Source organism: Nocardiopsis endophytica (assembly GCF_027706725.1).
In the GTDB taxonomy this organism is placed as follows: Bacteria; Actinomycetota; Actinomycetes; order Streptosporangiales; family Streptosporangiaceae; genus Nocardiopsis_A; species Nocardiopsis_A endophytica.
On sequence record NZ_JAQFWQ010000049.1, the window covers coordinates 1 to 25,659 of the forward strand.

Here is a 25,659-nt window from a genome sequence, read left to right on the forward strand (position 1 = left end):
CCGCTCGCTCCGTCGCTGCCCACTCCGGCGACCATGCACGCGCCGGACGGCCGACGACGCTGCCGCAAGGGCCGCTGACCTCCGTCGCCGCCTCCCCCTCGCACGGGTGACCGCAAGCAACGGGCGGTGGGACCCCCCACCCCCGACCCCGCTCTCCTTACACCGTCCCCCGGCACGGGAACGGCGGCGGTGGCTTCCCGTACCCACCGCCGCCGTTCGTTCTTGTCACCGGGGTCCCGGCCGCCGTCCTCTCGGCCCGGACCCCGGTGGCCCCCGTCTGGCCCCCGTCTGCTCCCCGGATGGCCCCCGGACTCAGGCGGGCATCGGGGTTCCGGCCGGGATCTGCACCGTGGCGTTGATCCGGTTGAAGAAGTTGGTCAGCCCGACCATCAGCACGATCGACCCGAGCTGCCGCTCGTCGTAGTGCTTCGCCGCCGCGTTCCAGATCGGGTCGGGGACGGCCTGGCCGCTGTGGTCGGCCAGCCGCGTGGCCACCTCGGTGAGCTCCAGGGCCGCCCGCTCGGCCTCGGTGAAGAACGGGGCCTCCGCCCACGCCGCCACCGTCGCCAGCCGCTCGTCGGTCTCGCCCTGCTGCTTGAGCTGCTCGACCCCCATGTTGACGCAGAAGCTGCACCCGTTGATCTGGCTGGCCCGCAGGTGCACCAGCTCCAGCGTCTTGCGGGGAACGCCGCCCTGGTGGATGACCTTCAGGATCGGCTGGATAGCCTCGTACATGCCCGGCATGGCCTTCATGGGGTCGTCGAAGCGCATTTCCATCTGCTCTCCTCATGGGTGCCCCGCCGCGGAGGCGGGGTGTTCTCTCCGTCGCCATGAAGACGGACGCCGACGATGAGGTGTGACAGTGGACCACCAAGATTTTCTGGCCGAGCGCTTCGAGCAGCACCGCTCCCGCCTCAACTCCGTCGCCTACCGGATGCTGGGCTCCCTGTCCGAGGCCGAGGACGCCGTCCAGGAGGCGTGGCTGCGCCTCACCCGCACCGGCGACGACTCCATCGACGACCTCGCCGCGTGGCTGACCACCGTGGTCGGCCGCATCTGCCTCGACATGCTCCGCTCGCGCACCTCCCGCCGCGAGGACCCGCTGCTGCCCGAGCGCCTCCCCGACCCCGTCGTCACCGCCGAGCCCGCCGACCCCGAACAGCAGGCCGAGCTGGCCGACACGGTCGGCTACGCGATGCTGGTCGTCCTCCAGCAGCTCGCCCCCGCCGAGCGCCTGGCGTTCGTCCTGCACGACATGTTCGCGGTGCCGTTCGAGGAGATCGCCCCCGTGGTCGAGCGCTCGGTCCCGGCCACGCGCCAGCTCGCGAGCCGCGGGCGGCGCCGGGTGAAGGACTCCACCGTGGAGCCCGACCCCGACCCGGTCGCCCAGCGCATGGCGGTCGACGCGTTCCTCAGCGCCGCGCGCGGCGGCGACACCGACGCCCTGCTGAACATGCTCGACCCCGACCTGGAGCTGCGCAACGACGACGGCGTTCACCCGCTGCGGGTGCTCAGCGGCGCCGCCCGCATCGCCCGCTCGGCGATCGGCTTCCACCGCGAGTTCGGCCCGATCGTGGCGGTCCCGGTGCTGGTCAACGGCGCGGCGGGGATCCTGGACATGACCGGCGGCAAGCCCAGGGCCCTGACCTCGTACACGATCAGCGGCGGCAGGGTGCGCCACTTCGACATCATCTCCGACGCCGAGCGGCTGGCTTCGCTGCTGCCCGCCGACCTCACCGCCTGAGCCGGGAAAAGGAGTGGCCGACGGGGCCCAGCCCGTGTAGAGACGGGTTGTCCACGTCCGGAGCCACCGTCCAGAATCCACCGAGAGCGGAGCATGATGCACAACACCGATCGCCCGACCGTGCAGGAGTTTCCGGTTGGGTCCCCCGGCGCGGGGCCCTACGGGATCACGCGCGGGCCGGGCGGCGCCCTATGGGTGACGCTGGTCGGCTCGGCCGAGATCGCGCGCCTGGAGCCCGACGGCACCGTCGTCCTCCACCCCGCCGGGCCCGAGGGCTCCCGCCCCACGGTCGTCACCGAGGGCGCCGACGGGGCCCTGTGGTTCACCCGCTTCGGCGACCACCGCATCGGCCGCCTCACCGCGGACGGGGAGCTCACCGACCTCCCCGGCTCCGCGCCGGACTGCGGCCCCTACGGCATCTGCACCGGGCCGGACGGCGCCGTCTGGTTCACCGAGATGAACACCGACCGGATCGGGCGCCTCGCCCCGGACGGCACCGCCTCCCATGTCGACCTGCCGGTACGGGGCGGGTTCCCGTCGGCCATCACCGCCGGCCCCGACGGCGCCCTGTGGTTCACGCTCAACCAGGGCAACGCGATCGGGCGGCTCACCATGGACGGCGAGGTGACCGTCCACCCGCTGCCCACCGACAACGCCGCCCCGGTCGGGATCGCCTCCGGTGCGGATGGCGCGGTGTGGTTCGCCGAGATCGGCGCCGGAGCCGTCGGGCGGATCACCCCCGGCGGCGAGGTCACCGAGTTCCCCCTCCCCGACCCGTCGGCCCGGCCGCACGCGATCGCCCCCTCCCCGGACGGGACGTACTGGTTCACCGAGTGGGGCGCGAACCGGGTCGGCTCCATCGACGGCGACGGGAAGGTCGCCGAGTACGACCTTCCGACGCCGGGGTCGGAGCCGCACGGCATCACCGTCGGAGCGGACGGGGCCGTGTGGACGGCCCTGGAGTCGGGGGCGGTCGCCCGGCTCGCCACGGAGTAGCGGAGAGCCGGGGAGGACGGTGCGCCGCCCGTCAGGACGAGGTGTTCGAGGTGTTCAGCGCGTCCGTGGGCGGCCGCCCCTCCAACGGGCTGGAGAACACCACGTTGGTCGTGACGGGCCCCAGGCTCGCGATGCGGCCGACCACCTCCTCCAGGTGGCGCATCGACCGCGTGCGCACCTTGATGATGAAGCACTCCTCCCCCGTCACGTGGTGCGCCTCGGCGATCTCCGGCGTCTTGTCGATCAGCTCGTGGCACGGCCGGTAGTTGTTGGTCGGGTACCGCAGGCGGACGAACGCCATCACCGGCAGCCCGACCCGCTCGGGGTCCACCACCGCCCGGTACCCGGAGACGACGCCGGACGCCTCCAGGCGCCGCACCCGCTCGGCGACGGCGCTCGGCGACATCGACACGGTCCGCGCGAGCTCGGCGTACCCGGCCCGCCCGTCGGCCTGGAGCGCCTCCAACAGGCGCAGATCGGTGGCGTCCAGCGATTCAACGGTCATGAGTCATGAATACCGCGCCTTTCACGGCGAATGGGCCCCAACGCCGTTGAATGCGCCTGGTCCTCGCAGGTCACAGAGCCATAGCGTATTCAGCATGACGAACACCGCCGCCGCACCGGCCGCCCACGACCCCGTCCTGCGCACCGCCCCCGCCGACCCCGCCGTGGCCGAGGCCCACTTCGCCGCCCGCCTGTCGCTGTACACCGACCCGAGCGACGTGCACGCCGCCATGGCGGCGGACGCCGCCGGCTTCACGGTGGTGGACGTGCGCAACCGCGAGGCGTGGGACCACGGGCACGTCCCCGGCGCCGTGCACGTCCCCTACGCGCAGGCGGCCGACCTCGCCCCCGGCCTCATCGACCGGGACACCCCGGTGGTCGTCTACTGCTGGAGCCCGGCCTGCGACGGCGGGGCCCGGGGCGCGCTCGCCTTCGCCCGGCTCGGCTACCGCGTCAAGGAGATGATCGGCGGCTTCGAGTACTGGGCCCGTGAAGGGTTCCCCGTCGAGACCGCCGAGGGCTCGGACCGGCGTGCGGCCGACCCGCTGGTCGCCCCGCCCGGGGTCTCATGCGCCTGCTGATTCCAGGACCTCGTCGGGCACGCCCAGCGTCCCGGCGAGGACGGCGCGCCCTTCGGCCGTGACCCGCACGGCGCGTCCGCCCCCGGTGCCCCCCAGGCGCACGAGCCACCCGGCCTCCAGCGCGCGCGAGCACAGTGCCGCGCCCACCGCCCCGGCCACGTGCGGCCGCCGTTCGGTCCAGTCCAGGCACGAGCGGACGAGGGGCCGCCGTGTCCGGGCGGGGATCTGCACACCGAGGCCGGCCAGGCCGGTGCGGCCCCCGGCCGTGAGCGACGGCCCGTCCTCCCAGTCGATCCAGCCCCGCTCGGTCACCGCCTCGGCGACGGCCACCCCCAGTGCTCCGGCGAGGTGGTCGTAGCAGGTGCGCCCGCGCGCGAGGGCGTTCGACCGGTGCACCGCCTTGAGCCCGCGCGGCGGCGCGGCCTTGGGCGCCGCCGCCGACATGGCCTCGATCAGCTCCGCGGTCTCCCGCGAGGCCAGCCGCACGTACCGGTGCCGCCCCTGGCGCACCTCCGCCAGCAGGCCCGCGCCGACCAGGGCGGTCAGGTGCTCGCTGGCGGTGGACGGGGCGACGCCCGCGTGCCTGGCGAGCTCCCCCGCCGTCCAGGCCCGCCCGTCCAGGAGGGCCGTGCAGAAGGACGCCCTGGTCCGGTCGGCGAGCAGGGACGCCAGGGCGGCGAGGTCGGGCTCGGTACCGGTGGTGGGCTGCGTCGTGGTGAGCACACTCCACGCTAACCGGCGCATGTTTCGGCCGCCGCCGAAGCGTCCCGTGCCTATCGTCGCCGCCATGACGACCACCATCCGCGTCGAGAGCTACGCCGGGGTCCGCGCGGTCCTGAGCGACCCCGGCTTCGTTGTGCCCGCTCTTCCGGAGGCGCCGGACGGCGCCGCCTCCACGCCGTCGCTCGCCTGGCTGCGCGAGCACGCCACCCGGTTCAGCACCGGGGGCGACCACCGGCGGCGCCGGGCGTTCGCCTCGGCGCTGCTGTCCGGCCTGGCCCCGTCCGACCTGCGGAGGGAGGCCGAGGCACGCGCGCGCTCGGCCGGACCCGACCAGGCGCCCCATGTCCCTGTCGCCGTCCTCTCCGCCTCCCTGGGGATTCCCGAAGCCGACGTCCCGGAGGCCGTGGCGGCGGTCCGGGACGTCGCCGCCGCCTACTTCCCGGGCACCGAGGAGGGGCGGGAGGACCGGGCGGACGCGGGCGTGCGCACCCTGGTGCGCCTGCTCCCCGACTCCGCCACCGAAGAGGCGGCCCAGCGGGTGTGCCTGCTCGTGCAGACCTGCGACGCGACGGCGGGGCTGGTCCGTGCGGCGCTCGACCGGGACGGCGACCACGACGACGCATGGGGCCTGCTGACCGAGGCGCTGCGCCTGTCGCCTCCCGCCCCGGTGATGAAGCGGACCGCCCTCGGCGACACGGAGATCGACGGCGTTCCCGTTCCCGAAGGCGCCCTGGTCCTTCTCGACCTCGCGGCGGCCAACCGCGACCCCGACGTCTACAAGGACCCGGACCGGTTCGCCCCCGAGCGCTACGCCGGGGACGACGGCGGCCCCGGAGAGCCACCGCCCCTGTCCTTCGGCGCCGGTGAGCGGCCCTGCCCCGGCTCCGACCACGCACTCGCCATGGCGACGGGAGTCCTCCATGCACAGGCACGCTGACACCTTCCGGTCCCTGCACAAGCCGGGAGAGCCGTTCGTGCTCCCGAACGCCTGGGACCACGTCTCGGCCGCCGCGCTCGCGGGTGCGGGGTTCCCGGCGATCGGGACGACCAGCCTGGGCATCGCCGCCGCCGCAGGGAAGCCGGACGCCGCCGGGGCCACCAGGGACGAGACCCTCGCCCTCGCCCGGGGGCTGGCGCGGCTGGACGTTCCGGTGACGGTGGACATCGAGGGTGGCTTCGGCGGGCGGCCGGACGAGGTCGGCGCCCTGGCCGCCGAACTGGCGTCGTACGGGATCGCGGGGGTCAACCTGGAGGACGGGCGCGACGACGCCCTGGCCGGGGTCGAGGAGCAGTGCGCGCTCCTGCGGGCCGTGAAGGACGCCGCACCCGCGCTGTTCCTCAACGCCCGCACCGACACGTGGTGGTTGTCCGAGCCGGCCGACGAGCGGGAGCGTGTCGACGCGACCTTCGAGCGCGTCCGCGCCTACCGTGACGCCGGTGCCGACGGCATCTTCGTTCCGGGATTGACCGATGAGGCGGCCATCGCTCGGCTGACGCGCGTCGTCCCGCTCCCGCTGAACGTGCTCGCCCCGCGCGACCCCGGCGACCTCGGGTCCCTGGCGCGGGCGGGCGTGGCGCGGGTGAGCACCGGTTCGCTGCTGTTCCGCGCGGCCGTCCACAGCGCTGTGGAAACCGCGCGGGCCGCCGCCTCGGGGACGGGGACCCATCCGCGGGTCCCCGGCTATGCGGAGGTCGACTCCCTCGCGGACGCCTTCCGGGACCCCTCCCCCGCTCCGGTCTCTCAGGAGGCTCTAAGGCCCTGACCCCTAGGTTCTCAGGCGCATTCCCGGCTCCGGCCGCCCCGGCCTCCCCCTCCCCCTACGGACAGAAAAGGGACCGCGTGAAGAACCTCAAGAGCAAGGTGATCAGCACCGCCTCCGCCGCCGCCCTGACGCTCGGCGTCTTCGGCACCATGGGGGCCACGGCCCCCGCCGCCGACGCCGGGATCCTGTGCTCGGCGATCAGCAACGGTGGCCTGGGCGCCTACTCGGCCTGCAAGTCCTGGTCCGGGAACAACGCCACGCAGGTGCGCGTGGTCGCCGACTGCGGTTCGGTCAACCGCTACGGCCGGTGGGTCGACGGCAGGACCGACCGCAGCCACATCTCGTGCGCGGTCCAGATCGACCGCGCGTGGGTGCAGATCCGCTGATCCCGGCGTCCTCCCCCGCCCCCGGGGGCTCGTGGACCCCCGGGGCAACGACGGAGCGTCACGACCGGTCACCCCCCGGGGTTTTCGATGGTGACCTGCGGGTATGGGTGCCCTGACCGAGTTCGGCGCCGTATCGGGGGGTTCGGCAATGAGCGGAATCGACAGCGGCCGAAGCATCAACGTCTCCCGCCTCTGGTCCGGCGGCCTGGCCACCGCCGTCGTCGCCGGGCTGGTCATCCTCGTGGGTGCCCTCATCGTGCGCGGCGTCTTCGGGATCCCGGTGCTGGCCCCGGAGGAGGCCGGGTACCTGGGCGACGCCACCACCGGCGTGTACGCGGCCACCGCCGCCATCGCGGCGCTCATCGCCACCGCGCTGCTCCACCTGCTCATGCTGAGCGCGCCGCGCCCCATGACGTTCTTCGGGTGGATCGTGGGCCTGGCCACCGTGGTCGCCGCGGTCACCCCGTTCACCCAGGGCGCGCCGTTGGCGAGCCAGATCGCCACCGGCCTGATCAACGCGGTGTGCGGCATCGCCATCGTCTCGCTGCTGTCCAGCGTGGGCGCCAGCGCCTACCGGCGGTCGGAGCGCCCGCGGCTGCACGGCGAGGGGGCGCTGCCCGGCGCCGGGTTCGACCCGGGCTACGGGGCCGACGACTACGAGAGCGGCTACCGCGACGCCTTCTCCGAGCAGCCGCGCCGCCGCTACGACGGCCGCCACCGCTCCTACGACCCCGACGCCCGCACCCGGCCCGACCGGGACTGAGGCTCAGCCCGCCAGCAGCGCGTCCACGCGCTGGGGGGCCAGGCCGTGCTCGATCACCATCACCGCCGCCCCGATCACCCCTGCCCGCTCGCCCACCTGGGACGACACGATGCTCAGGTCCTCGGTGGCCAGCGGCAGCGAGCGCTGGTAGATCACCTCGCGCACCCCGGCCAGCAGGTGGTCGCCCGCCTGGGAGAGCGACCCGCCGATCACGATCATCGACGGGTTGAACATGTTCACCGAGGCCGCCAGCACCTCGCCGATGTCCCGCCCGGCCTGGCGCAGCGCCCTGAGCACCGGCAGGCTGCCGCCGCGGGCCAGGTCGACCACGTCCAGCGCGCCGTGCGCCTCGATGCCCTGCTCACCGAGGGCCGCGGCGATCGCCGACCCGCTGGCCACCGCCTCCAGGCAGCCGGTGTTGCCGCAGCGGCAGGGCACGTCCGCCCCGCGCGGCACCTGGATGTGCCCCATGTCCCCGGCGGCGCCCTTGGCCCCCCGGTAGACGCGGCCGTCGGCGATGATGCCGCACCCGATGCCGGTGGCGACCTTGACGAACAGCAGGTGCCGGGCCTCGCTCCAGCGGGCGAAGTGCTCGCCCACGGCCATGATGTTGACGTCGTTGTCGACGAGCACCGCCCCGGGCAGCAGCTCCCCGACGAACCCGGGCACGTCGAACCCGTCCCAGCCGGGCATGATCGGCGGGCTCACCGCGCGGCCGGTGTCGTGCGCGACCGGCCCGGGCAGGCCGATGCCGGTGCCCAGCAGCTCCTCCGGGGCGCGCCCGGCCCCGGCCAGCAGGGCGTGCCCGTGCTCGGCCACCCAGCCCAGCACCTCGGCCGGGCCGCGGGAGATCTCGATGTCGGCGAAGGTGTCGGCGAGGACCTGCCCGGCGAGGTCGGTCAGGGCCAGCCGGGCGTAGGTGGCGCCCAGGTCGGCGGCGAGCACCACCCGCGCCCCCGGGTCGAAGACGAACGTGGTGGGGGGGCGCCCGCCGGTGGAGGCGGCCTCGCCCGCCGGGCCGATGAGGCCCCCGGCCAGCAGGGCGTCGACCCGCTGGGTGACCGTCGAGCGCGCTAACCCGGTGACCGCCGCCAGTTCCGCCCGGGTGCGGGGGCGGCCGTCGCGGAGGAGGCGCAGCAGGGTGCCGGCGCCGGGCGGGGCGGGCGGGGCGGACCCGGCTTCGGCGCGCCGGTCCCCCGTCTTCGTCAGCGCGTCTTCTGTCACACGACCAGTGAAGCACACGGGACTAAGGGCGTGCTGCTCCCGGACTATTTCGGCCGGATTCGGCAACTTATGCTTGACCGTCGACAGAAGTACCGCTTACCGTCCTCTTATGCGAGTGAGTCAGGTCACAGGAGGCGGCTACCGGGCCGCCGTCATCGGCGCCGGATTCATGGGGCGGGTGCACTCCCGCGCGATCCGGGCCGGGGGCGGCCGCGTGGTGGGCGTCGCGGCGTCCACCCCCGAGCGCGCCCGTGAGGCGGCCGGCCCCCTGGGGGCCGAGCGGGCGTTCGACGACGCTGCCGCCCTGATCGAGGACGACGAGGTCGACGTGGTGCACGTGTGCACCCCCAACCACCTGCACGCCCCCCTGACCCTGGCCGCGCTGGACGCCGGGCGCCACGTGGTCTGCGAGAAGCCTTTGGCCACCGACGCCGCCGTGGCCGCCCGGATGGCCGCCGCCGCGGACGAGGCGGCCAAGGCCGACGGGGGCCGGGTGGCCTCCGTGCCGTTCGTCTACCGCTTCCACCCGATGGTGCGCGAGGCCCGCGCCCAGGTCGCCGCCGGGGCGGTCGGGCGGGTGCACCTGGCCCACGGCGGCTACCTGCAGGACTGGCTGCTGCGCCCGGACGACGACAACTGGCGCGTCGACCCCGACCTGGGCGGCCCCACCCGCGCCTTCGGCGACATCGGCTCGCACTTCTGCGACCTGCTGGAGTTCGTGCTGGGCGACCGGATCGCCGCGGTCAGCGCGCAGACGACGACCACGCTCCCCCGGCGCGGCCCCGGCGAGGGCGCCCCCGTCACCACCGAGGACCTGGTGGTGCTGCAGTTCCGCACCGAGGCCGGGGTGATCGGCACCGGCGTGGTCAGCCAGGTCTCGGCCGGCCGGAAGAACCGCCTGCACCTGGAGGTGTCCGGCTCCGAGCACTCCCTCGCCTTCGACCAGGAGCAGCCCGAGCTGCTGTGGAAGGGCGGGCGCGAGCGCAACGAGGTGATCATGCGCGCCCCCGAGGTGCTCTCGCCCGACGCCTCCCGGCTGGCCCGGGTGCCCTCCGGGCACCCGCAGGGCTACCAGGAGTGCTTCGACGCCTTCGTCGCCGACACCGCCGAGGCCGTCGCCACCGGCACCGCCCCCGACGGGCTGCCGGTCTTCGCCGACGGCCTGCGGGCCGCGCGGATCGCCGACGCCGTGCTGGCCTCGGCCCGCTCCGGCGGCTGGGAGGAGGTCGCCCGGTGAACGGCGGGCCTCAGCCGCCGCTGCTGCGCATGAGCGGCGTGGGCAAGTCCTTCCTCGGCGTCCCGGTGCTGCGGGACGTGGACCTGCAGGTGCGCGCGGGCGAGGTGCACGCCCTGGTCGGGGAGAACGGCGCCGGGAAGTCGACGCTGATGAAGATCCTGGCCGGGGTGCACCGGGCCGACGCCGGGACGGTCGAGCTCGGCGGCGAGCGGGTCGACTTCGCCCACCCGGTCCACGCGCGCGAGGCCGGGGTGGCCACCGTCTTCCAGGAGTTCAACCTGCTGCCCGAGCGCACCGTGGCCGAGAACGTCTTCCTCGGCCGCGAACCGCGCGGGAGCGGGACGCGCATCGGGGTGGACGCGCGCGCGATGGCCGCCGAGACCGAGCGCCTGCTGGAGGACCTGGGGCTGAGCGCCATCTCCCCGCACGCGCCCGTGCGCACCCTGTCGGTGGCCGAGCAGCAGATCGTCGAGGTCGTCAAGGCCATGTCGCAGAGCGCGCGCATCGTCTCCATGGACGAGCCCACGGCGGCGCTGGCCGGGGCCGAGGTGGAGCTGCTGTACCGGCTGGTGCGCAGGCTCAGGGAGCGCGGGGTCGCGGTCCTGTACGTCTCGCACCGACTCAAGGAGATCTTCGACCTGTCCGACCGCATCACCGTGCTCAAGGACGGCGCGAAGGTCGCCACCGTGGACACCCCCGACACCACCGGCGCCGACCTCATCCGCATGATGGTCGGCCGCCCGGTGAGCGCGGTCTTCCCCGAGAAGATCGCGGGCACCGAGGCGGGCCGGGTCCGCCTGGAGGTGACCGGCGGCGGCAACGAGCGCCTGGACGGGATCGACCTGCAGGTGCGCTCCGGCGAGATCGTCGGGTTGGCGGGCCTTCAGGGCAGCGGGCGCACCGAGATCGCGCACGCCCTGTTCGGCATCGACCGGTTCACCCGGGGCGAGCTGCGCATCGACGGCGAGCGGGCGGTGCTGCGCTCGCCGCGCCGGGCGGTGCGCTCGGGGGTCGCCCTCGTCAGCGAGGACCGCAAGACGCAGGGGCTGGCCCTGCACCGGTCGGTCCTGGACAACGGGCGCCTCGTCCTGGACGCGGTGGCACCCCGCCGCTCCCGCGCGCGCTCGGGCCGCCTGCCCGGCATCTTCTCCTCCCTGGAGCTGGTGGCCCGGTCCCCCTCCCAAGAGGTGCGGTTCCTTTCCGGAGGCAACCAGCAGAAGGTCGTGCTCGCCAAGTGGCTGGCCACCGACCCCTCGGTGGTGGTGCTCGACGAGCCCACCCGCGGCATCGACGTGGGCGCCAAGCACGCCGTGTACACGCTGGTGCGGCGGTTGGCCGCGGAGGGCGCGGCGATCGTGCTCATCTCCTCGGAGCTGCCGGAGGTGCTGGGCCTGGCCGACCGGGTGCTGGTGCTCCGCGACGGCCGGATCACCGGGGAGCTGCCCGGCGGCGCGTCCGAGGAGGCCGTGATGGAACTGGCCGTGGGGGGCGCGCCATGAGCCGCCCCCGCCTGGGCACCACCGGGCTGGTGTACGTGGCGCTGCTGGCCATCCTGGCGGCCGGGGCGGCGCTGGCCGCCGCGCGCGGGCAGGAGCTGCTCACCACCGCCAACACGGTGGACCTGCTGACCCGCTCCAGCCTGCTGGGGTTCGTGGCGATCGGGCAGACGCTGGTCATCCTGTGCCGGTCGCTGGACCTGTCGGTGGGCTACGTGATGGCGCTGTCCAGCGTCGTCGCCGCCACCGCCATGGCCGGGCAGCCCTCCCGCATCTGGCTGGGCGTGGCCGCCGTCGTCGTGGTGGCGGCGCTGATCGGGCTGGCCAACGGGCTGATCGTGACCCGGCTGGGGGTCAACGCCTTCATCACCACCCTGGGCATGGGCCTGATCATCAAGGGCTACCTGGACACCCGGTACCAGGGCCCGGCCGGGGAGGTGCCCGCGGGCTTCCAGCTCTTCGGCTACACCCGCATCGGGGTGGTGCCCCTGTCGTTCGCGGTGATGGCGGCCGTGGCCGTGCTGGCCGTGCTGTTCCTGCGGCGCACCCGCACCGGCGTGCACATGTACGCGGTGGGCGGGGACGCCGAGGTGGCGCGCATGTCCGGGGTGCGGGCGGACCGGCCGCTGCTCACCGCGCACGTGCTGTGCTCGGTCACCGCCGGGCTGGCCGGGCTGCTGATCGCCTCCCGGTTCGGCACCGGCAGCACCCTGGTCTACTCCTCCGGCTACGAGCTGGAGTCCATCGCCGCCGTGGTGCTCGGCGGCACCTACCTGCTGGGCGGGCGCGGCGGGGTCGGCGGGACCGTCGCCGGGGTGCTCATCCTGGCCACCCTCGACACCGTCTTCAACGTGCTGGGCGTCGACCCGTTCTTCAAGGACGTGCTGCGCGGCGCCATCGTCATCGCCGCCGTGGCGCTGTACGCCCGCCGCCAGATCGACCGGGCGGCCACCCCGCCGCGGTTCCCGCGGCGGCCGGGGCACGCCGCCGCGAGAGGAGGAGGGCCATGACCGCGACCGACACCCCGGCGTCCGGCGCCGCCGGCGCGCTCCGCCGGGCCGGGGCCGCCCTGGCCGGGGGCGGCGGCGGAACCGTGTTCGCCCTGCTGGTCCTGGTGTTCGCGGTGATCTTCGCGATCAACCCGGGCTTCGCCCGGCCGCCGTCGCTGCTGGCCTTCGCCCAGCAGGCCGCCCCGCTGGTGGTGCTGGCCGTGGGCCAGTACCTGGTGATCGTCTCCGGCGAGCTGGACCTGTCGGTCGGCTCCCTGGTCGGGGCGCAGGTGGTGGTGGCCGCCCGGCTGATCGACGGCCAGGAGCCGATGACGCTGCCGGTGCTGGCGCTCATGCTCGCCTTCGGAGCCGCCGTGGGCCTGGTCAACGGGCTGGTCACCACGGTGCTGAAGGTGCCCTCGATCATCGCGACGCTGGGCATGATGCTGGTGCTCTACGGCGCGGTGCGGCTGTGGACCGGCGGCGCCCCCACCGGCGCGCTGTCCGAGGCCTTCCGGGTGGCCGGGCGCGGCGACGCCGTCGTGCTCCCGCTCATCGGCGGCGTCCCCTGGGCGGTGCTGATCGCGGCGGCGGTGGGCGCGGCCGCCGTCGCGCTGATGCGCTCGCCCTACGGGCGCACCCTGGTCGCCGTGGGCGACAACGCCACCGCCGCGGCCTTCTCCGGCGCCCGGGTGTGGCGGGTGCGCACCCTGGCCTTCGTCGGCTCCAGCGTGCTGGCCACCCTGGCGGCGGTGCTCATCGGCGGCTTCGCCGGGGTCACCGCGCAGGTCGGCGAGGGGCTGGAGTTCTCGGCCATCACCGCGGTGGTGCTCGGCGGCGTGGTCCTGGGCGGCGGGCGCGGCGCCGTCCTGGCCGCGATCGGCGGGGCGCTGGCGGTCGAGGCGCTGTTCACCCTGTTCAACCAGCTCTACCTGCCCTCCACGATCCAGCCGACCGTCCAGGGCGTCATCATCATCGCCGCGGTGGCCTACGCCGCCCGCGAGCGGTCCCGCAGATCCCCCCGGGCACCGGCACCCGCCGGCGGCCCGGAGAAGTCCCCCCGCGAGGAGGTCTGACCATGCGCCGAACCCGCGTCCTGCTGGCCGCCGGCGCCGCGCTGAGCCTCGCGCTCACCGCGTGCACCACCGACACCCCCACCGACGGCCCCGGTGAGGAGGGCCGGACCAGTCCCAGCGGCGACTGGTTCGACGCCGAGGAGTACGAGGCCCAGCTCGCCCAGCGCGACATGGAGCCCGAGGGGCCCGCCGACGAGCCCTGGCTCCAGGCGATCGACCCGACCTACACCGACACCTCGGAGTACGCGCTGGAGGGGGAGGACCGCGAGGACCCCACGGTGTGCTTCTCCAACGCCTCGGTGTCCAACCCGTGGCGGGTGACCGGGTGGATCACCATGCAGCAGCAGGTGGAGGTGCTGCAGGAGAGCGGCGACATCGGCGAGTTCCGGGTGTCCGACGCCGCCGACGACGACAACCAGCAGATCTCCGACATCCAGGCGTTCGTGGACGCAGGGGACTGCGACGCCATCATCATCTCCCCCTCCACCACCGCCACGCTCACCCCGGCGGTGGAGGCGGCCTGCGAGAGCGGCGCCCCGGTCATCGTGTTCGACCGCGGGGTGAACACCGACTGCCACGTCACGTTCATCCACCCCATCGGGGGCTACGCCTTCGGGGCCGACGCCGCCGAGTTCCTGGTCGATGAGCTGGAGCCGGGATCGCGGGTACTGGCGCTGCGCATCCTGCCCGGGGTGGACGTGCTGGAGCACCGGTGGGCCGCCGCCCAGCAGGTGTTCGGCGACAGCGAGCTGGAGGTGATCGGCCACGAGTTCACCGAGGGCGACGGCGCCACCATCAAGGACCTGGTCACCCAGCACCTGCAGCGCGGCGATGTCGACGGCATCTGGATGGACGCCGGGGACGGCGCGGTGGCCGCGCTGGAGGCGTTCGAGGACGCAGGGCAGCCCTACCCGGTGATCTCCGGGGAGGACGAGCTGAGCTTCATGCGCAAGTGGCAGGAGGAGGACCTGACCGCGCTGGCGCCGGTCTACTCCAACTTCCAGTGGCGCACCCCGGTGCTGGCGGCCTCGATGATCCTCGACGGCGAGGAGGTGCCCGAGGAGTGGGTGCTGCCGCAGGAGCCGATCACCGGTGACGACCGGGACGACTTCCTGGAGCGCAACGCCGACATGCCGAGCCTGCACTACGCCAAGTTCGGCGGCGAGGACCTGCCCGGGTTCCCCGAAGCCTGGCAGGACCGCTGATGCGGCGGGCGCTGGGCGTCAGCACGTGGGTGTGGACCTCCCCGCTGACCGACGCGGAGCTGGAGCGGCTCGCCCCGCGCGTGGCGGCGTGGGGGTTCGACACCCTGGAGCTGCCGGTGGAGCGGCCGGGCGACTGGGACCCCGCCCGCGCCGCCCGCCTGCTGGACGGCCTGGGGCTGTCGGCGACGGTGTGCATCGTGATGGGGCCGGGCCGGGAGCTGGTGGCCGCCGACGCGGCCACCGTCGCCGCCACCCGGGACCACCTGCGCCGCACCGCGGACGCGGCGGCCGCGGTCGGCTCCCCGGTCATCGCCGGCCCGGCCTACACCTCGGTGGGCCGCACCTGGCGGATGGCCCCCGGGGAGCGCGAGTCGCGCTTCGCCGAGCTCGCCGACGCCCTGGGGCCGGTCGTCGAGCACGCCGCGGCGGCCGGGGTGAAGGTCGCCGTGGAGCCGCTGAACCGGTACGAGACCAGCCTGGTCAACACCGTGGCGCAGGGGCTGCAGGCGGTCGCGGCGCTGCCGCCCGAGCACTGCGGCCTGGCGCTGGACACCTACCACATGAACATCGAGGAGACCGACCCCGCGGCGGCGATCGGCGCCGCCGCGGGGCGCATCGCCCACGTGCAGGTGTGCGGCAACGACCGGGGCTCCCCCGGCCGCGACCACCTGGACTGGCCCGCGATCCTCGGCGCCCTGGACGGCGCCGGGTACGCCGGGCCGCTGGTGATCGAGTCGTTCACCGCCGACAACGACGCCATCGCCACCGCCGCGTCGGTGTGGCGTCCCCTCGCCCCCGACCAGGACACCCTGGCCCGGGACGGGCTGGCCTTCCTGCGCGCCGCGCAGGAGGGCCGCCCCTCCTCCGCCTCCGACGACGGGAGGAGCGCATCCGCACCCCACGCATGAGCTCGACGACGAGCACCCCGACCGATCAGCCCTGAACGGGACCTCCCCCCGGCCGGGACGCGGCCCCGAGCCGCACCCCCGGCCGCCCGTCGGCGCCGGCACGCCGCACGGACGACCCTTGCCCGTCTCCACAGACCCTGGACGCACGACCGGTGAGGAAGATCCATGAGCGCACGCAACCGGCGCCTGCGAAGACTCGGCGCCGTGCTCTCCTCGCTGCTGCTCGCCATAGGCCTGGCGGCCGCCCCCGCCGCCGCCGACGCCGAGGCGCAGCACGAGGAGTTCAACGCCCTGCTGTTCACCAAGACCGCCGGATACCGGCACGACTCGATCCCGACGGGGATCGCCCTGTTCGAGCGCCTGGCCGAGGATGAGCACTTCGGCCTGGAGCACACCGAGGACTCCTCCATCTTCAACGACGAGGACCTCGCCCGCTTCGACGTGATCATCATGTTCCAGACCTCGGGCATGGTGTGGGAGGACGACGCCCAGCGCCAGGCCGTGCAGGACTACGTGGCCGGAGGGGGCGGCATCGCCGCCATCCACAACGCCACCGACATGGGTATCGAGGGCGAGTTCCCGTGGTGGGACGACCACGTCAACGCGGGTGCCCACATGCCCAGCCACTCCCCCGGGGTGCTGCCCGGCACGGCGAAGGTCGCCGACCGCTCGCACCCCTCCACCCAGGGCCTTCCGGCCGTCTGGGAGCGCGAGGAGGAGTGGTACAACTTCGACAAGAGCGTGCGCGGCGACGCGCACGTGCTGGTCACCGCGGACGAGACCACCTACGACCCGGGCCCGGACGCGATGGGGCACGACCACCCCATCTCCTGGTGCCGCGACGTGGACGGGGCCCCCGTCTGGTCCACGGCCATGGGCCACCCCAAGGAGGCCTACAGCGAGCCGGAGTTCATCGACCACCTGCTGGGCGGGGTGCGCAGCGCCGCCAAGGTCGTTGACTCCGACTGCGGCGGGACCGTCTGGGACTCCTACGAGAAGGTCACCCTGGACGGGGACGCCTACGACCCGCTGGAGCTGGACGTGGCCGACGACGGCCGCGTGTTCTACGTGCAGCGCCAGGGCGAGGTGAAGGTCTTCGACCCGGACACCAACCGCACCCGCACCACCGGGAAGGTGGACACCTACACCGGCGGCGAGGACGGGCTGGTGGGCATGGCCCTGGACCCGGGCTTCGCGGAGAACGGGTGGATCTACCTGTACTACGCGCCGGCGTCCGACGACGACACCGCACCGGAGAACCAGTACAGCAGGGTCTCCCGGTTCACCCTCACCGAGGAGGCGGGCGGCACGCTCGACCCGGACTCCGAGAAGGTGGTCATGGAGATCCCCGCCTCGCGCACCGACGAGCCGGGGCACACCGGAGGGGCGCTGGAGTTCGGGCCCGACGGTGAGCTGTTCATCGGCGTCGGGGACGACACCAACCCCTTCGCCTCGGACGGCTACTCCCCCATCGACGAGCGCGAGGGGCGCGTGGGCTTCGACGCCCAGGCCACCGCCGCCAACACCGCCGACCTGCGCGGCAGCCTGCTGCGGATCATCCCGCAGGACGACGGCACCTACACCGTCCCCGAGGACAACCTGTTCAACGGCGGGAAGTGGGACGAGCTGTTCCCCGACGGCGCCTACGACCCCGAGCTGGCGCTGCCGGAGATCTACGCGATGGGCTTCCGGAACCCGTTCCGGTTCTCCGTCGACCAGGCGACCGGCGACGTCATGGTGGCCGACTACGGGCCCGACGCCAAGGAGGGCGACCCCGCCCGAGGGCCGGAGGGCCTGGTCGAGTGGATGGCCGTGGAGGAGCCCGGCAACTTCGGGTGGCCCTACTGCCACGGCGCGAACGAGCCCTACATCGACTACGACTTCGCCACCGGCGAGTCCGGGGAGGCCTTCGACTGCGAGGCCCCCGTCAACGACTCGCCCAACAACACCGGCCTGACCGAGCTGCCCCCGTCGGTCGCGCCCGACTTCGACTACGGGTACGGCCCGTCCGAGAAGTGGCCCGAGCTGGGCGAGGGGCCGCTGGCCCCGATGGCCGGCCCGGTCTACCACTACGACCCGGAGCTGGAGTCGCCCACCAAGTTCCCCGCGTCCATGGACGGCAAGCCCATGTTCTACGAGTGGGGGCGCTACTACCTGAAGGAGATCTCCCGCGACGACGAGGGGAACGTGCTGGACATCGGCTCGTTCCTGCCGGATGAGGAGTTCGACTACCCGATCGACATGGAGTACGGCCCGGACGGCTCGCTGTACCTGCTGGAGTGGGGCGCGGGCTTCGGCACCGGCGGCGACGCCGGCCTGTACCGGATCGACTACACCGGCGGCGAGCAGTACCCGGACGCGGTGGCCTCCGGCGACCCGGACAACGGGGAGGCGCCGCTGGAGGTGCAGTTCTCCTCCGAGGGCACCGGCCACCCCGACCCCGACGAGGAGGTGACGCTGAGCTGGGACTTCGGTGACGGGAACACCTCGGAGGAGGCGAACCCGACGCACACCTACACCGAGGTGGGCGACTACGTCGCCCAGCTCACGGTCACCGACTCCCAGGGGCGCACCGCCACCGCCAACGTGCCGGTGGCGGTGGGCAACACCGCGCCCGAGGTGGAGATCTCCACGCCGCCCGACGGGTCGGTGTTCGCCTTCGGCGACACGGTCCCGGTGCAGGTGTCGGTGACCGACGCCGAGGACGGGTCGACCGAGGACGGCGGGATCGACTGCGCCGACGTGACCATCACGGCCTCGCTCGGCCACGACGAGCACGCCCACCTGGTGGACCGGGTGCAGGGGTGCGAGGCCGACATCGCCACGATGGCCGACGACGGGCACGGGGCCGAGGCGAACCTGTTCTACGTCATCGCCGCCGAGTACACCGACTCCGGCGGCGCGGACGGGCAGGTCGACCCGCTGCCCGGGCGCACGGACACGCTCTTGCAGCCCAAGCGCAAGCAGGCGCAGTACACCGCGTCGGCCGAGGGGGTCTCCACCGAGGAGACCACCGACCCCGAGGGCGGCATGGAGCACCTGACCGGGATCGACGACGGGGACCACGTGTCCTACTCGCCGGTGAGCCTGGCCGGGGTGGAGTCGCTGTCGCTGCGGGCGGCCTCCGGCGGCGCCGGGGGCACCGTGGAGCTGCGGGCCGACGCCCCGGACGGGGAGCTGATCGGGACGGCGGAGGTGGAGCCCACCGGCGGGTGGGACTCCTGGACCGACGTGCCGGTGGAGTTCACCGACCCGGGCCGCCCGGTGGAGCTGTACCTGGTGTTCACGGGTGAGGGGGAGGACCTGCTCAACCTGAACTACCTGCAGTTCACCGGACCGGGCGCCGCCGACCCCGGCGGCGGTGACGGCGACGACGGCGGCGGTGACGACGGGGGCGGTGACGGCCCTGAGGTGCCCTCGACCTTCGAGGACGCCCGCGCACTGATCGACGGCTACCTGGAGGACGGCGTCATCTCCGAGGAGCGTGCGGCGTCGCTGCACGACCACCTCGACAACGCCGAGAAGCACATGGCCGCAGACCGGCCCGGGAAGGCGGACAAGGCGCTCGACAAGTTCGTCGAGCAGGCGGAGAAGGTCGAGGACGAGGCGGCGCGGGAGCTGCTGCTCGCCACCGCCGACGCCCTGCGTGCCGACGAGTAGTACGGCGGGGCGCCCCCTCGGAGGGGGCGCCCCCGCCCCACCCCCACCACCCCCCACGCGACCGAGACCGGGAGCGGACATGGCACGGATCGAGTTCGACAGACGAGGGTTCCTGGGCGCCGTGGCGGCGAGCACCGTCGCCGTCGGCGCCGGAACGGTGATGGGCGCGTCCCCCGCGGCCGCCGCGGGCGGCGGACGCGTCTTCCCCAAGCACAGGATCGGCATCCAGCTGTACAGCGTGCGCGACAAGGTGGCGGAGCTCGGGTTCGCCCGGGTCTTCGAAGAGCTGTCCCGCATCGGCTACGCCGAGGTGGAGCTCGGCGGCTACACCCAGGACCAGGTCGGCCCCATCACGGTGGAGGAGATCCGCCGGCTGCTCGACGAGAACGGGCTGCGCGCGGCCGGGACGCACCGCGGCCTGGACGCCTGGATGGAGGACCCCGAGCGGGAGCTGGACAACGCCGAGATCCTCGGTGTGCCCTACGCGGGCACGGCCAGCGCGCCGACGGACGACACCACGGTGGACGGGTACCGGGCGGCGGCCGAGGAGTTCAACCGGATCGGCGCGCTGGCGGCGGACCGGGGCATCGGCTTCTACCAGCACAACCACCACTGGGAGTTCGCCTTCGCCGACGACGACCCGCAGACGCGGCTCTACGACGTGTTCGTGGAGAACACCGACCCGTCGCTGGTGTACCTGGAGATGGACGTGTACTGGGCGTTCGTCGGGCAGTACCTGTACCCGGGGTTCGAGCCGGTGGAGTACGTGCTGGCGGACCCCGACCGGTACCCGCTGTTCCACGTCAAGGACGGCGACGAGAACCCGGACAACCCGCTCGGCTACGACTTCATCGAGTTCGGTGAGGGCGACCTGCCCTACGCCGAGTTCTTCTCCCAGGTGCGCGGGTGCCCGCACACGCTGTGGGAGCAGGACAACGCGCCGGACTCGGCGGTGCCGCCGCACCCGGTGAACTCGCTGGGCAACGCCGAGCGGAGCTACCGGGCGATGCGCGAGCTGCGCCGGCCCGTCCCCGGGCGCGGGCACGGCCGCGCCGACTGACCCCTCCCCCGCGTTGATCTCGGGAAAAGCGCCCCTACAGGCGTTGTTTCAGCGTCCATTCTCCCGAGATCAACGCGGGACCACCCGGCTGATCAGCACTCTCCTTCCACGACAGGATCATCCGCGCATTCCGCCGTCACGGAGCGCTTCCCTACCACTCGGTAGGAACTTAGACTCCTGCCCCATAGGGGGACAGAGGTGACGGGGGTCACACCAGAAAGGTGGCGCCGTGCCCAGTCGGCAGTCCGACGAGAAACCCCGGAACAGCCGCCCGAACCCCCCGCCCGTCCGTCGCGCGCTGCTGGCCGTCGCCGCGGCGCTCGCCATCTCCGGGGCCTCCGTCGGCGGGTACTACGCGTTCCTGCGCGAGCCGCCGCCCGGGCCCGACCCGGACCGGGTCGCCGAGCTGGAGGCGTCCGAGAGCGCGCGGCACGTCGACCAGGTGGGCGCGCTCATCGACACCACCCGCGACGCCCACGACGAGCTGCTCCCCGTCGTCGAAGGGCTGGACACCGCGCTGCCCGCCGACGGGTCCGAGCCGGGGGAGGCGCCCGGCGGCGACGAGGTCGACGGCTGGGCGGAGACCGTCGGCGGCGTCGCCGAGCGGCTGAGCGCCTCCCCCTCCGGCGACACCGATTACAACGTGGCGCGGGGCGGGGTGCGCTCGGCGGTCGACCTGCTGGGGTCCTCGGTCGAGGTGTACGCGGCCGCGCTGGACGCCGAGGGCAGCGAGCGCGAACGGCTCGAAGGGGTCGCCGCCGACCTGCGCACGCAGGCGGTGCGGGCGTGGGCGGTGGCCGCCACCCAGCTCGACGTCGTCGCCATCGAGGCCGGGCACGGGCACGTGCACATCTACCTCCCGGCCGCCCCGGACAGCGGCGCGCTGCAGCCGGACTCGGCGCCCGAGGGCACCGGGGCCCACGAGGGGGCCGGGGACGGCGGAGAGGAGAGCGGTTGATGCGCACGGGGGTGTGGCTGGTCGGCGCCCGCGGCTCGGTGGCGGCGACCACCGTGGCCGGGGCGCTGGCGGTGCGCGCGGGGGCGGCCGAACGGGTCGGCTGCGTGGCCGACCTGCCCGGGCCCGACCGGGCGCGCGCGCCCGGCATCGGGGACCTGGTGTTCGGGGGGCACGACGTGGGCGGGCCGCCGCTGCCCAAGCGGGTGGGGATGCTCGCCGAGGGCGGCGTGGTGCCGCCCGCGCTGCCCGGCCTGCTGGAGGAGGAGCTGGCCGCCGTCGAGGCGCGGATCCGGCCCGGGGCCGCGCGGCGGCCGGAACGGGGGCAGCGCGAGGCGGCGGCGCGCATCGGGGAGGACCTGCGCCGGTTCCGGGAGGAGGAGGGCCTGGACCGGGTCGTGGTGGTGGACGTGTCCAGCACCGAGCCGGCGCTGCCGCCGGATGGGCCCGAGGCGGCGGCGACCGCGTCGGCGGACCTGCTGGAGGAGGCGTTGGACCGGGGGGCGGCCCCGCTCCCGGCGAGCTCGCTGTACGCCTACGCGGCGTTCCGCGCGGGGTGCCCGGTGGCGTCGTTCACGCCGAGCCCGGGGCCGCGGCTGCCCGCGCTGGAGGAGACGGCCCTGCGGGAGGGGCTGTGCTGGGCGGGGTCGGACGGGAAGACCGGGGAGACCCTGCTCAAGAGCGCGCTGGCGCCGATGTTCGCGCAGCGGGCGCTGCGGGTGCGGTCGTGGTCGTCGGTGAACCTGCTCGGCGGCGGCGACGGCGAGACGCTGGCCGACCCGGCGAACGCGGGGAGCAAGACCGCCTCCAAGGGGCAGGGGCTGCGCTCGATGCTGGGGAGCGAGGTGGGCGGACCGCTGCACATCGACTATGTGCCGGACATGGGGGACTTCAAGACGGCGTGGGACCACGTGTCGTTCGAGGGGTTCCTCGGGGTGCGGATGAGCCTGCAGTTCACGTGGGCGGGGTGCGACTCGGCCCTGGCGGCGCCGCTGGTCCTGGACATCGCCCGCCTGACGGCGCGCGCGCACGAGGCGGGCGAGACGGGGCCGCTGGCGGCGCTGGGCTTCTTCTTCAAGGACCCCGCCGGAAGCGGGGAGCACGCGTTGTCGGCCCAGTGGGACGCACTCGTCGAGTGGTGCACCCGCCTCGGGGAGGTGTGATGTCCCGGCTCCGTGACTTCGCCGAACTCGTCCGGCTGCCCGCGGCGCTCTCCGTCGTCGGGGACACGCTCGCCGGGGCCGCTTCCGCCGGGTGGCCGCACGGCCGTCGGACCTGGGCCATGCCCGCCGCGTCGTCCTGCCTCTACCTGGCGGGCATGGCCCTCAACGACTTCGCGGACCGCGAGCTGGACGCACGGGAGCGCCCCGAGCGCCCCCTTCCTTCCGGCCGCGTACGCCCTTGGGAAGCGCTCGCCACGGGCGCCGCGCTGACGGCGGCCGGCGTCGGCGCCGCCGCGTTCGCGGGCGGGCGCAGGGGCGCGGTGACCGCGTCGTTCCTGGCCGCCGGGGTGTGGGCGTACGACCTCGCCCTCAAGCCCACCCCTCTGGCGCCCCTGGGGATGGCCTACAACCGCGGGCTCGACGTGCTCATGGGCGCCGGGCCGCGTCCCGGCCGGGCGGCGCTTCCCGCGCTCGGCCTGGCCGTGCACACCTTCGGGGTGACACTGCTCAGCCGGGGCGAGGTGCACGGCACGGACAAGGCGACGGCCCGCACGGCCGTCGCGGGGACGGCCGTGGGGAGCCTGCTCCCGTCGGCGCCCGCCCGGGGTGCGCAGGGGCCGCCCTGGGCGCCTTGGGCGGCCGGGGCCCTCGGTGCCTGGTACGGGGCGTCGGTGGGCACGGCCCAGGCGGCGGCGGTCCGCAGCCCTGACGGCCCGACCGTCATGGCGGCCACGGGCGCGGGCATCCGGGGGATGATCCCGCTCCAGGCCGCCTACATCGCCCGGGCCGGGGCGCCGGTGACCGCGGCCGCGCTGGCGGCGGCGGTCCCCGCCGCCCGCGCCGGGTTCAGGGCGGTGTCGCCGACATGATCCGCTTCGGATACGGCACCAACGGGTTCGGCGACCACCGGCTCCGCGACGCGCTGGAGGTCATCGCCGGGCTCGGCTACGACGGCGCCGCACTCACCCTCGACCACCCGCACCTCGACCCGTTCGCGCCCGACGCCGCCGCGCGGACCGCCGCCGTCGGGCGGGACCTGGAGCGGCTCGGGCTCGCGGTGGTCATCGAGACCGGGGCCCGCTACCTCATGGACCCCTGGCGCAAGCACGAGCCCACCCTCGTCTCCGACACCGGGCGGGAGCGGCGGGTCGACCTGCTGTGCCGGGCGGTGCGCATCGCGGCCGACCTCGGGGCCGAGGCCGTGTCCTTCTGGTCGGGCATCCTGCCGCGCGGCACCCCCGCGGCGGTCGGCTGGGACCGCCTGGCCGACGGGGTGGCCCGCGTGCTGGAGGAGGCCGAGCGCCACGGCGTGACCTGCGCGTTCGAGCCGGAGCCGGGGATGTTCTGCGCGACCCTGGCCGACGTGCGGGAGCTGCGCGAGCGCCTCGGCCGCCCCGAGCGGCTGCGGATCACCCTCGACGTCGGCCACTGCGTGTGCAACGAGCCGCTGACCGCCGCCGACAGCGTCCGCGGATCCGGGCCGCTGCTGGCCAACGTGCAGATGGACGACATGCGGCCGGGCGTCCACGAGCACCTGGAGTTCGGCGCCGGCGAGCTGGACCTGGCGGCCACCGTCGGCGCGCTCATGGACGCGGGCTACCGGGGCCTGGCGTCGGTGGAACTCCCCCGGCACGGGCACGCGGCCCCGCAGGTCGCCTTCCGGTCGCTGGAGGCCCTGCGCAGCGCCGAACGGCAGGCGCTCGCCCTGCGGAAGGAGGCCGGATGACCGGCGGCACCGCCGCCCGCGGCCCGCTCGACGGCCTCGTGGAGCGGGTGCGGCGTGACCCAGGGGCGATCGGCGCGCTCTTCCCCGCCGTCGGGCGCACGGTCGGGCGCGGGCCCGGGCCCTCCGGGGACCCCGACGGGATCCTCGGTCCCACCGTCCAGGACGAGGCCCGTGCCGCCCTGGTCTCCGCGCTGGCCGCCGCGCTCGGGGACGGCGCCCCCGACCGGCTCGCCGAGGAGGTCGAGGCCCTCTACCGGTTCGGCGACGCGGAGGAGAAGCGCGCGGTGCTGCGCTCCCTGCCGGTGCTCCCCGACGGGGACGCGGCGTCGCGCCTCACCGCCGGGCTCCTGGCGGACGCGCTGCGCGGCAACGACCCCCGGCTCATCGCGGCCGCCCTGGGCACCCCCGCGGCCGCCGCCCTCGACGACCACGCCTGGCGGCACGGCGTCCTCAAGTGCCTCTTCAGCGACGTCCCCCTCGACGCCGTGCACGGGCTCGGCGACCGCGCCGACGCCGAGCTCGGCCGCATGGCCGCCGGATACGCCGCCGAGCGCGAGGCCGCCGGCCGCTCGGTCCCCGACGACGCCCGGCGGCTGCTCTCCCTCACCCACGGCGAGACGGAGGCCTGATGCGCATCTTCGACCCGCACGTCCACATGACGTCCCGCACCACCGACGACTACCGGCGCATGTACGACGCCGGGGTCCGCGCCCTGGTCGAGCCCGCGTTCTGGCTCGGCCAGCCACGCACGAACCCCGGCTCCTTCCACGACTACTTCGACGGCCTCATCGGCTGGGAGCGCTTCCGCGCCTCCCGGTTCGGCATCCGGCACCACTGCGCCATCGCCCTCAACCCCAAGGAGGCCAACGACCCGCGCTGCGCCGAGGTGCTGCGCACGCTGCCCCGCTACCTGGCCAAGGACGGGGTGGTGGCGGTGGGCGAGGTCGGGTTCGACGCGATGACGGCCGACGAGGAGAAGGCCTTCGCCCACCAGCTCTCCCTGGCCGCCGAGCACGGCCTTCCGGTGCTCGTGCACACCCCGCACCGGGACAAGGCCGCCGGGACCCGGCGCACCCTCGAACTGGTCGCCGCCTCGGGGATCCCGCCCGAGCGGGTGCTGGTGGACCACCTCAACGAGACCACCGTCGACATGGTCGACGACTCCGGGTGCACCCTCGGGTTCTCCATCTACCCCGACACGAAGATGGAGCCCGAGCGGATGGTGCGCATCCTCCAGCGGCGCGGGCTGGACCGGGTGGTGGTCAACTCCGCCGCCGACTGGGGGCACAGCGACCCGCTCGCCACCGCCCGCACCGGCGAGGCCATGCTCCGCTCGGGGTTCACCCGGGACGACGTCGACCGCGTGCTCTGGCGCAACCCCGTGGAGTTCTTCGCCCGCAGCGGGCGGCTCCTCCTCCAGGAACTCGCCCCCTATTCCGGCGGCGCGTTCGCCGGGAACTCCATCCTCCGCGCCCAGCACGCGGAGCCCGACGCCTGACC

At 74.5% G+C, this 25,659-nt stretch carries 25 protein-coding genes; 21 read left to right on the plus strand and 4 right to left on the minus strand.

From position 1 onward, the window contains the following. Positions 1-312 precede the first annotated feature (312 nt). Entirely contained in the window at positions 313-777 is a 465-nt protein-coding gene (locus tag O4J56_RS17210) for a carboxymuconolactone decarboxylase family protein (protein WP_270686942.1), read from the minus strand. 85 nt (positions 778-862) lie between these two features. Here O4J56_RS17210 and O4J56_RS17215 point away from each other — a divergent pair, with 85 nt between their 5' ends. Then, positions 863-1,744 (plus strand): sigma-70 family RNA polymerase sigma factor, encoded by an 882-nt coding sequence (locus O4J56_RS17215; protein WP_270686943.1) that lies wholly within the window; start codon positions 863-865, stop codon positions 1,742-1,744. A 96-nt stretch (positions 1,745-1,840) separates the two neighbouring features. Beyond that, positions 1,841-2,740: a Vgb family protein gene (locus O4J56_RS17220; RefSeq protein WP_270686944.1), complete on the plus strand. Its 900-nt coding sequence runs from the start codon at positions 1,841-1,843 to the stop codon at positions 2,738-2,740. Between the two features lie 31 nt (positions 2,741-2,771). Here O4J56_RS17220 and O4J56_RS17225 read toward each other — a convergent pair whose 3' ends face one another. Beyond that, complete coding sequence (locus O4J56_RS17225; protein ID WP_270686945.1) at positions 2,772-3,245, minus strand: Lrp/AsnC family transcriptional regulator; 474 nt, start codon at positions 3,243-3,245, stop codon at positions 2,772-2,774. Between the two features lie 94 nt (positions 3,246-3,339). Between O4J56_RS17225 and O4J56_RS17230 the strand changes: the two genes are divergently transcribed. Next, positions 3,340-3,825: a rhodanese-like domain-containing protein gene (locus O4J56_RS17230; protein ID WP_270686946.1), complete on the plus strand. Its 486-nt coding sequence runs from the start codon at positions 3,340-3,342 to the stop codon at positions 3,823-3,825. Here the strand turns inward: O4J56_RS17230 and O4J56_RS17235 are convergent. Beyond that, positions 3,811-4,548 carry a winged helix-turn-helix domain-containing protein gene (locus tag O4J56_RS17235; protein ID WP_270686947.1) on the minus strand — a complete coding sequence of 246 codons (738 nt, stop codon included), beginning with the start codon at positions 4,546-4,548 and terminating at the stop codon, positions 3,811-3,813. The two genes, O4J56_RS17230 and O4J56_RS17235, sit on opposite strands and share 15 nt — an antisense overlap. 64 nt (positions 4,549-4,612) lie before the next feature. On the opposite strand from O4J56_RS17235, the gene O4J56_RS17240 reads away from it, so the two are divergent. From O4J56_RS17240 to O4J56_RS17255, 4 genes are all read left to right on the plus strand, one after another. After that, complete coding sequence (locus tag O4J56_RS17240) at positions 4,613-5,485, plus strand: cytochrome P450 (RefSeq protein WP_270686948.1); 873 nt, start codon at positions 4,613-4,615, stop codon at positions 5,483-5,485. Further along, positions 5,469-6,311: an isocitrate lyase/PEP mutase family protein gene (locus O4J56_RS17245; protein ID WP_270686949.1), complete on the plus strand. Its 843-nt coding sequence runs from the start codon at positions 5,469-5,471 to the stop codon at positions 6,309-6,311. Before O4J56_RS17240 ends, O4J56_RS17245 begins: the two co-directional genes overlap by 17 nt. Positions 6,312-6,388: 77 nt before the next feature. Then, positions 6,389-6,697 (plus strand): hypothetical protein, encoded by a 309-nt coding sequence (locus O4J56_RS17250; RefSeq protein ID WP_270686950.1) that lies wholly within the window; start codon positions 6,389-6,391, stop codon positions 6,695-6,697. A gap of 148 nt (positions 6,698-6,845) precedes the next feature. Then, complete coding sequence (locus O4J56_RS17255) at positions 6,846-7,460, plus strand: DUF6069 family protein (RefSeq protein WP_270686951.1); 615 nt, start codon at positions 6,846-6,848, stop codon at positions 7,458-7,460. A gap of 3 nt (positions 7,461-7,463) precedes the next feature. Here the strand turns inward: O4J56_RS17255 and O4J56_RS17260 are convergent, their stop codons facing one another. Then, positions 7,464-8,684: an ROK family transcriptional regulator gene (locus O4J56_RS17260; RefSeq protein ID WP_270686953.1), complete on the minus strand. Its 1,221-nt coding sequence runs from the start codon at positions 8,682-8,684 to the stop codon at positions 7,464-7,466. A gap of 109 nt (positions 8,685-8,793) precedes the next feature. On the opposite strand from O4J56_RS17260, the gene O4J56_RS17265 reads away from it, so the two are divergent. The 14 genes from O4J56_RS17265 (at position 8,794) to O4J56_RS17330 (ending at position 25,657) form a co-directional block, all read left to right on the plus strand. Beyond that, positions 8,794-9,921, plus strand: coding sequence for a Gfo/Idh/MocA family protein (locus O4J56_RS17265; protein ID WP_270686954.1), 1,128 nt, complete (start codon positions 8,794-8,796; stop codon positions 9,919-9,921). 29 nt (positions 9,922-9,950) lie between these two features. Beyond that, positions 9,951-11,420 carry a sugar ABC transporter ATP-binding protein gene (locus O4J56_RS17270; RefSeq protein ID WP_270686987.1) on the plus strand — a complete coding sequence of 490 codons (1,470 nt, stop codon included), beginning with the start codon at positions 9,951-9,953 and terminating at the stop codon, positions 11,418-11,420. Continuing rightward, positions 11,417-12,427 carry an ABC transporter permease gene (locus O4J56_RS17275; RefSeq protein WP_270686955.1) on the plus strand — a complete coding sequence of 337 codons (1,011 nt, stop codon included), beginning with the start codon at positions 11,417-11,419 and terminating at the stop codon, positions 12,425-12,427. Before O4J56_RS17270 ends, O4J56_RS17275 begins: the two co-directional genes overlap by 4 nt. Further along, on the plus strand, positions 12,424-13,482 hold the full coding sequence (locus O4J56_RS17280; RefSeq protein WP_270686956.1) for an ABC transporter permease: 1,059 nt from the start codon (positions 12,424-12,426) through the stop codon (positions 13,480-13,482). Before O4J56_RS17275 ends, O4J56_RS17280 begins: the two co-directional genes overlap by 4 nt. A 2-nt stretch (positions 13,483-13,484) precedes the next feature. Continuing rightward, positions 13,485-14,687: a substrate-binding domain-containing protein gene (locus tag O4J56_RS17285; protein ID WP_270686957.1), complete on the plus strand. Its 1,203-nt coding sequence runs from the start codon at positions 13,485-13,487 to the stop codon at positions 14,685-14,687. Then, on the plus strand, positions 14,687-15,595 hold the full coding sequence (locus O4J56_RS17290; protein WP_270686958.1) for a sugar phosphate isomerase/epimerase family protein: 909 nt from the start codon (positions 14,687-14,689) through the stop codon (positions 15,593-15,595). The genes O4J56_RS17285 and O4J56_RS17290 overlap by 1 nt, the downstream gene beginning before the upstream one ends. A gap of 165 nt (positions 15,596-15,760) precedes the next feature. Continuing rightward, on the plus strand, positions 15,761-19,255 hold the full coding sequence (locus tag O4J56_RS17295) for a ThuA domain-containing protein (protein ID WP_270686959.1): 3,495 nt from the start codon (positions 15,761-15,763) through the stop codon (positions 19,253-19,255). Between the two features lie 79 nt (positions 19,256-19,334). Continuing rightward, the gene (locus O4J56_RS17300) at positions 19,335-20,315 is read left to right on the plus strand and encodes a sugar phosphate isomerase/epimerase family protein (protein WP_270686960.1); all 981 of its coding nucleotides are present in this window, start codon (positions 19,335-19,337) and stop codon (positions 20,313-20,315) included. A gap of 229 nt (positions 20,316-20,544) precedes the next feature. Then, the gene (locus O4J56_RS17305; RefSeq protein ID WP_270686961.1) at positions 20,545-21,273 is read left to right on the plus strand and encodes a hypothetical protein; all 729 of its coding nucleotides are present in this window, start codon (positions 20,545-20,547) and stop codon (positions 21,271-21,273) included. Further along, positions 21,270-22,433: an inositol-3-phosphate synthase gene (locus O4J56_RS17310; RefSeq protein WP_270686962.1), complete on the plus strand. Its 1,164-nt coding sequence runs from the start codon at positions 21,270-21,272 to the stop codon at positions 22,431-22,433. The genes O4J56_RS17305 and O4J56_RS17310 overlap by 4 nt, the downstream gene beginning before the upstream one ends. After that, positions 22,433-23,302 carry an SCO3242 family prenyltransferase gene (locus tag O4J56_RS17315; protein WP_270686963.1) on the plus strand — a complete coding sequence of 290 codons (870 nt, stop codon included), beginning with the start codon at positions 22,433-22,435 and terminating at the stop codon, positions 23,300-23,302. Before O4J56_RS17310 ends, O4J56_RS17315 begins: the two co-directional genes overlap by 1 nt. Beyond that, on the plus strand, positions 23,299-24,159 hold the full coding sequence (locus O4J56_RS17320) for a sugar phosphate isomerase/epimerase family protein (protein ID WP_270686964.1): 861 nt from the start codon (positions 23,299-23,301) through the stop codon (positions 24,157-24,159). Before O4J56_RS17315 ends, O4J56_RS17320 begins: the two co-directional genes overlap by 4 nt. Continuing rightward, positions 24,156-24,788: an EboA domain-containing protein gene (locus O4J56_RS17325; RefSeq protein WP_270686966.1), complete on the plus strand. Its 633-nt coding sequence runs from the start codon at positions 24,156-24,158 to the stop codon at positions 24,786-24,788. The genes O4J56_RS17320 and O4J56_RS17325 overlap by 4 nt, the downstream gene beginning before the upstream one ends. Continuing rightward, complete coding sequence (locus O4J56_RS17330) at positions 24,788-25,657, plus strand: TatD family hydrolase (protein WP_270686967.1); 870 nt, start codon at positions 24,788-24,790, stop codon at positions 25,655-25,657. The genes O4J56_RS17325 and O4J56_RS17330 overlap by 1 nt, the downstream gene beginning before the upstream one ends. Positions 25,658-25,659 lie beyond the last annotated feature (2 nt).

Bases quoted from the DNA above. Each gene is read 5' to 3' on its own strand.
- O4J56_RS17210 (WP_270686942.1), bottom strand. From the start codon at position 777: ATGGAAATGCGCTTCGACGACCCCATGAAGGCCATGCCGGGCATGTAC.
- O4J56_RS17220 (WP_270686944.1), top strand. From the start codon at position 1,841: ATGCACAACACCGATCGCCCGACCGTGCAGGAGTTTCCGGTTGGGTCC.
- O4J56_RS17225 (WP_270686945.1), bottom strand. From the start codon at position 3,245: ATGACCGTTGAATCGCTGGACGCCACCGATCTGCGCCTGTTGGAGGCG.
- O4J56_RS17230 (WP_270686946.1), top strand. From the start codon at position 3,340: ATGACGAACACCGCCGCCGCACCGGCCGCCCACGACCCCGTCCTGCGC.
- O4J56_RS17240 (WP_270686948.1), top strand. From the start codon at position 4,613: ATGACGACCACCATCCGCGTCGAGAGCTACGCCGGGGTCCGCGCGGTC.
- O4J56_RS17245 (WP_270686949.1), top strand. From the start codon at position 5,469: ATGCACAGGCACGCTGACACCTTCCGGTCCCTGCACAAGCCGGGAGAG.
- O4J56_RS17255 (WP_270686951.1), top strand. From the start codon at position 6,846: ATGAGCGGAATCGACAGCGGCCGAAGCATCAACGTCTCCCGCCTCTGG.
- O4J56_RS17265 (WP_270686954.1), top strand. From the start codon at position 8,794: ATGCGAGTGAGTCAGGTCACAGGAGGCGGCTACCGGGCCGCCGTCATC.
- O4J56_RS17270 (WP_270686987.1), top strand. From the start codon at position 9,951: ATGAGCGGCGTGGGCAAGTCCTTCCTCGGCGTCCCGGTGCTGCGGGAC.
- O4J56_RS17275 (WP_270686955.1), top strand. From the start codon at position 11,417: ATGAGCCGCCCCCGCCTGGGCACCACCGGGCTGGTGTACGTGGCGCTG.
- O4J56_RS17280 (WP_270686956.1), top strand. From the start codon at position 12,424: ATGACCGCGACCGACACCCCGGCGTCCGGCGCCGCCGGCGCGCTCCGC.
- O4J56_RS17285 (WP_270686957.1), top strand. From the start codon at position 13,485: ATGCGCCGAACCCGCGTCCTGCTGGCCGCCGGCGCCGCGCTGAGCCTC.
- O4J56_RS17290 (WP_270686958.1), top strand. From the start codon at position 14,687: ATGCGGCGGGCGCTGGGCGTCAGCACGTGGGTGTGGACCTCCCCGCTG.
- O4J56_RS17295 (WP_270686959.1), top strand. From the start codon at position 15,761: ATGAGCGCACGCAACCGGCGCCTGCGAAGACTCGGCGCCGTGCTCTCC.
- O4J56_RS17300 (WP_270686960.1), top strand. From the start codon at position 19,335: ATGGCACGGATCGAGTTCGACAGACGAGGGTTCCTGGGCGCCGTGGCG.
- O4J56_RS17315 (WP_270686963.1), top strand. From the start codon at position 22,433: ATGTCCCGGCTCCGTGACTTCGCCGAACTCGTCCGGCTGCCCGCGGCG.
- O4J56_RS17320 (WP_270686964.1), top strand. From the start codon at position 23,299: ATGATCCGCTTCGGATACGGCACCAACGGGTTCGGCGACCACCGGCTC.
- O4J56_RS17325 (WP_270686966.1), top strand. From the start codon at position 24,156: ATGACCGGCGGCACCGCCGCCCGCGGCCCGCTCGACGGCCTCGTGGAG.
- O4J56_RS17330 (WP_270686967.1), top strand. From the start codon at position 24,788: ATGCGCATCTTCGACCCGCACGTCCACATGACGTCCCGCACCACCGAC.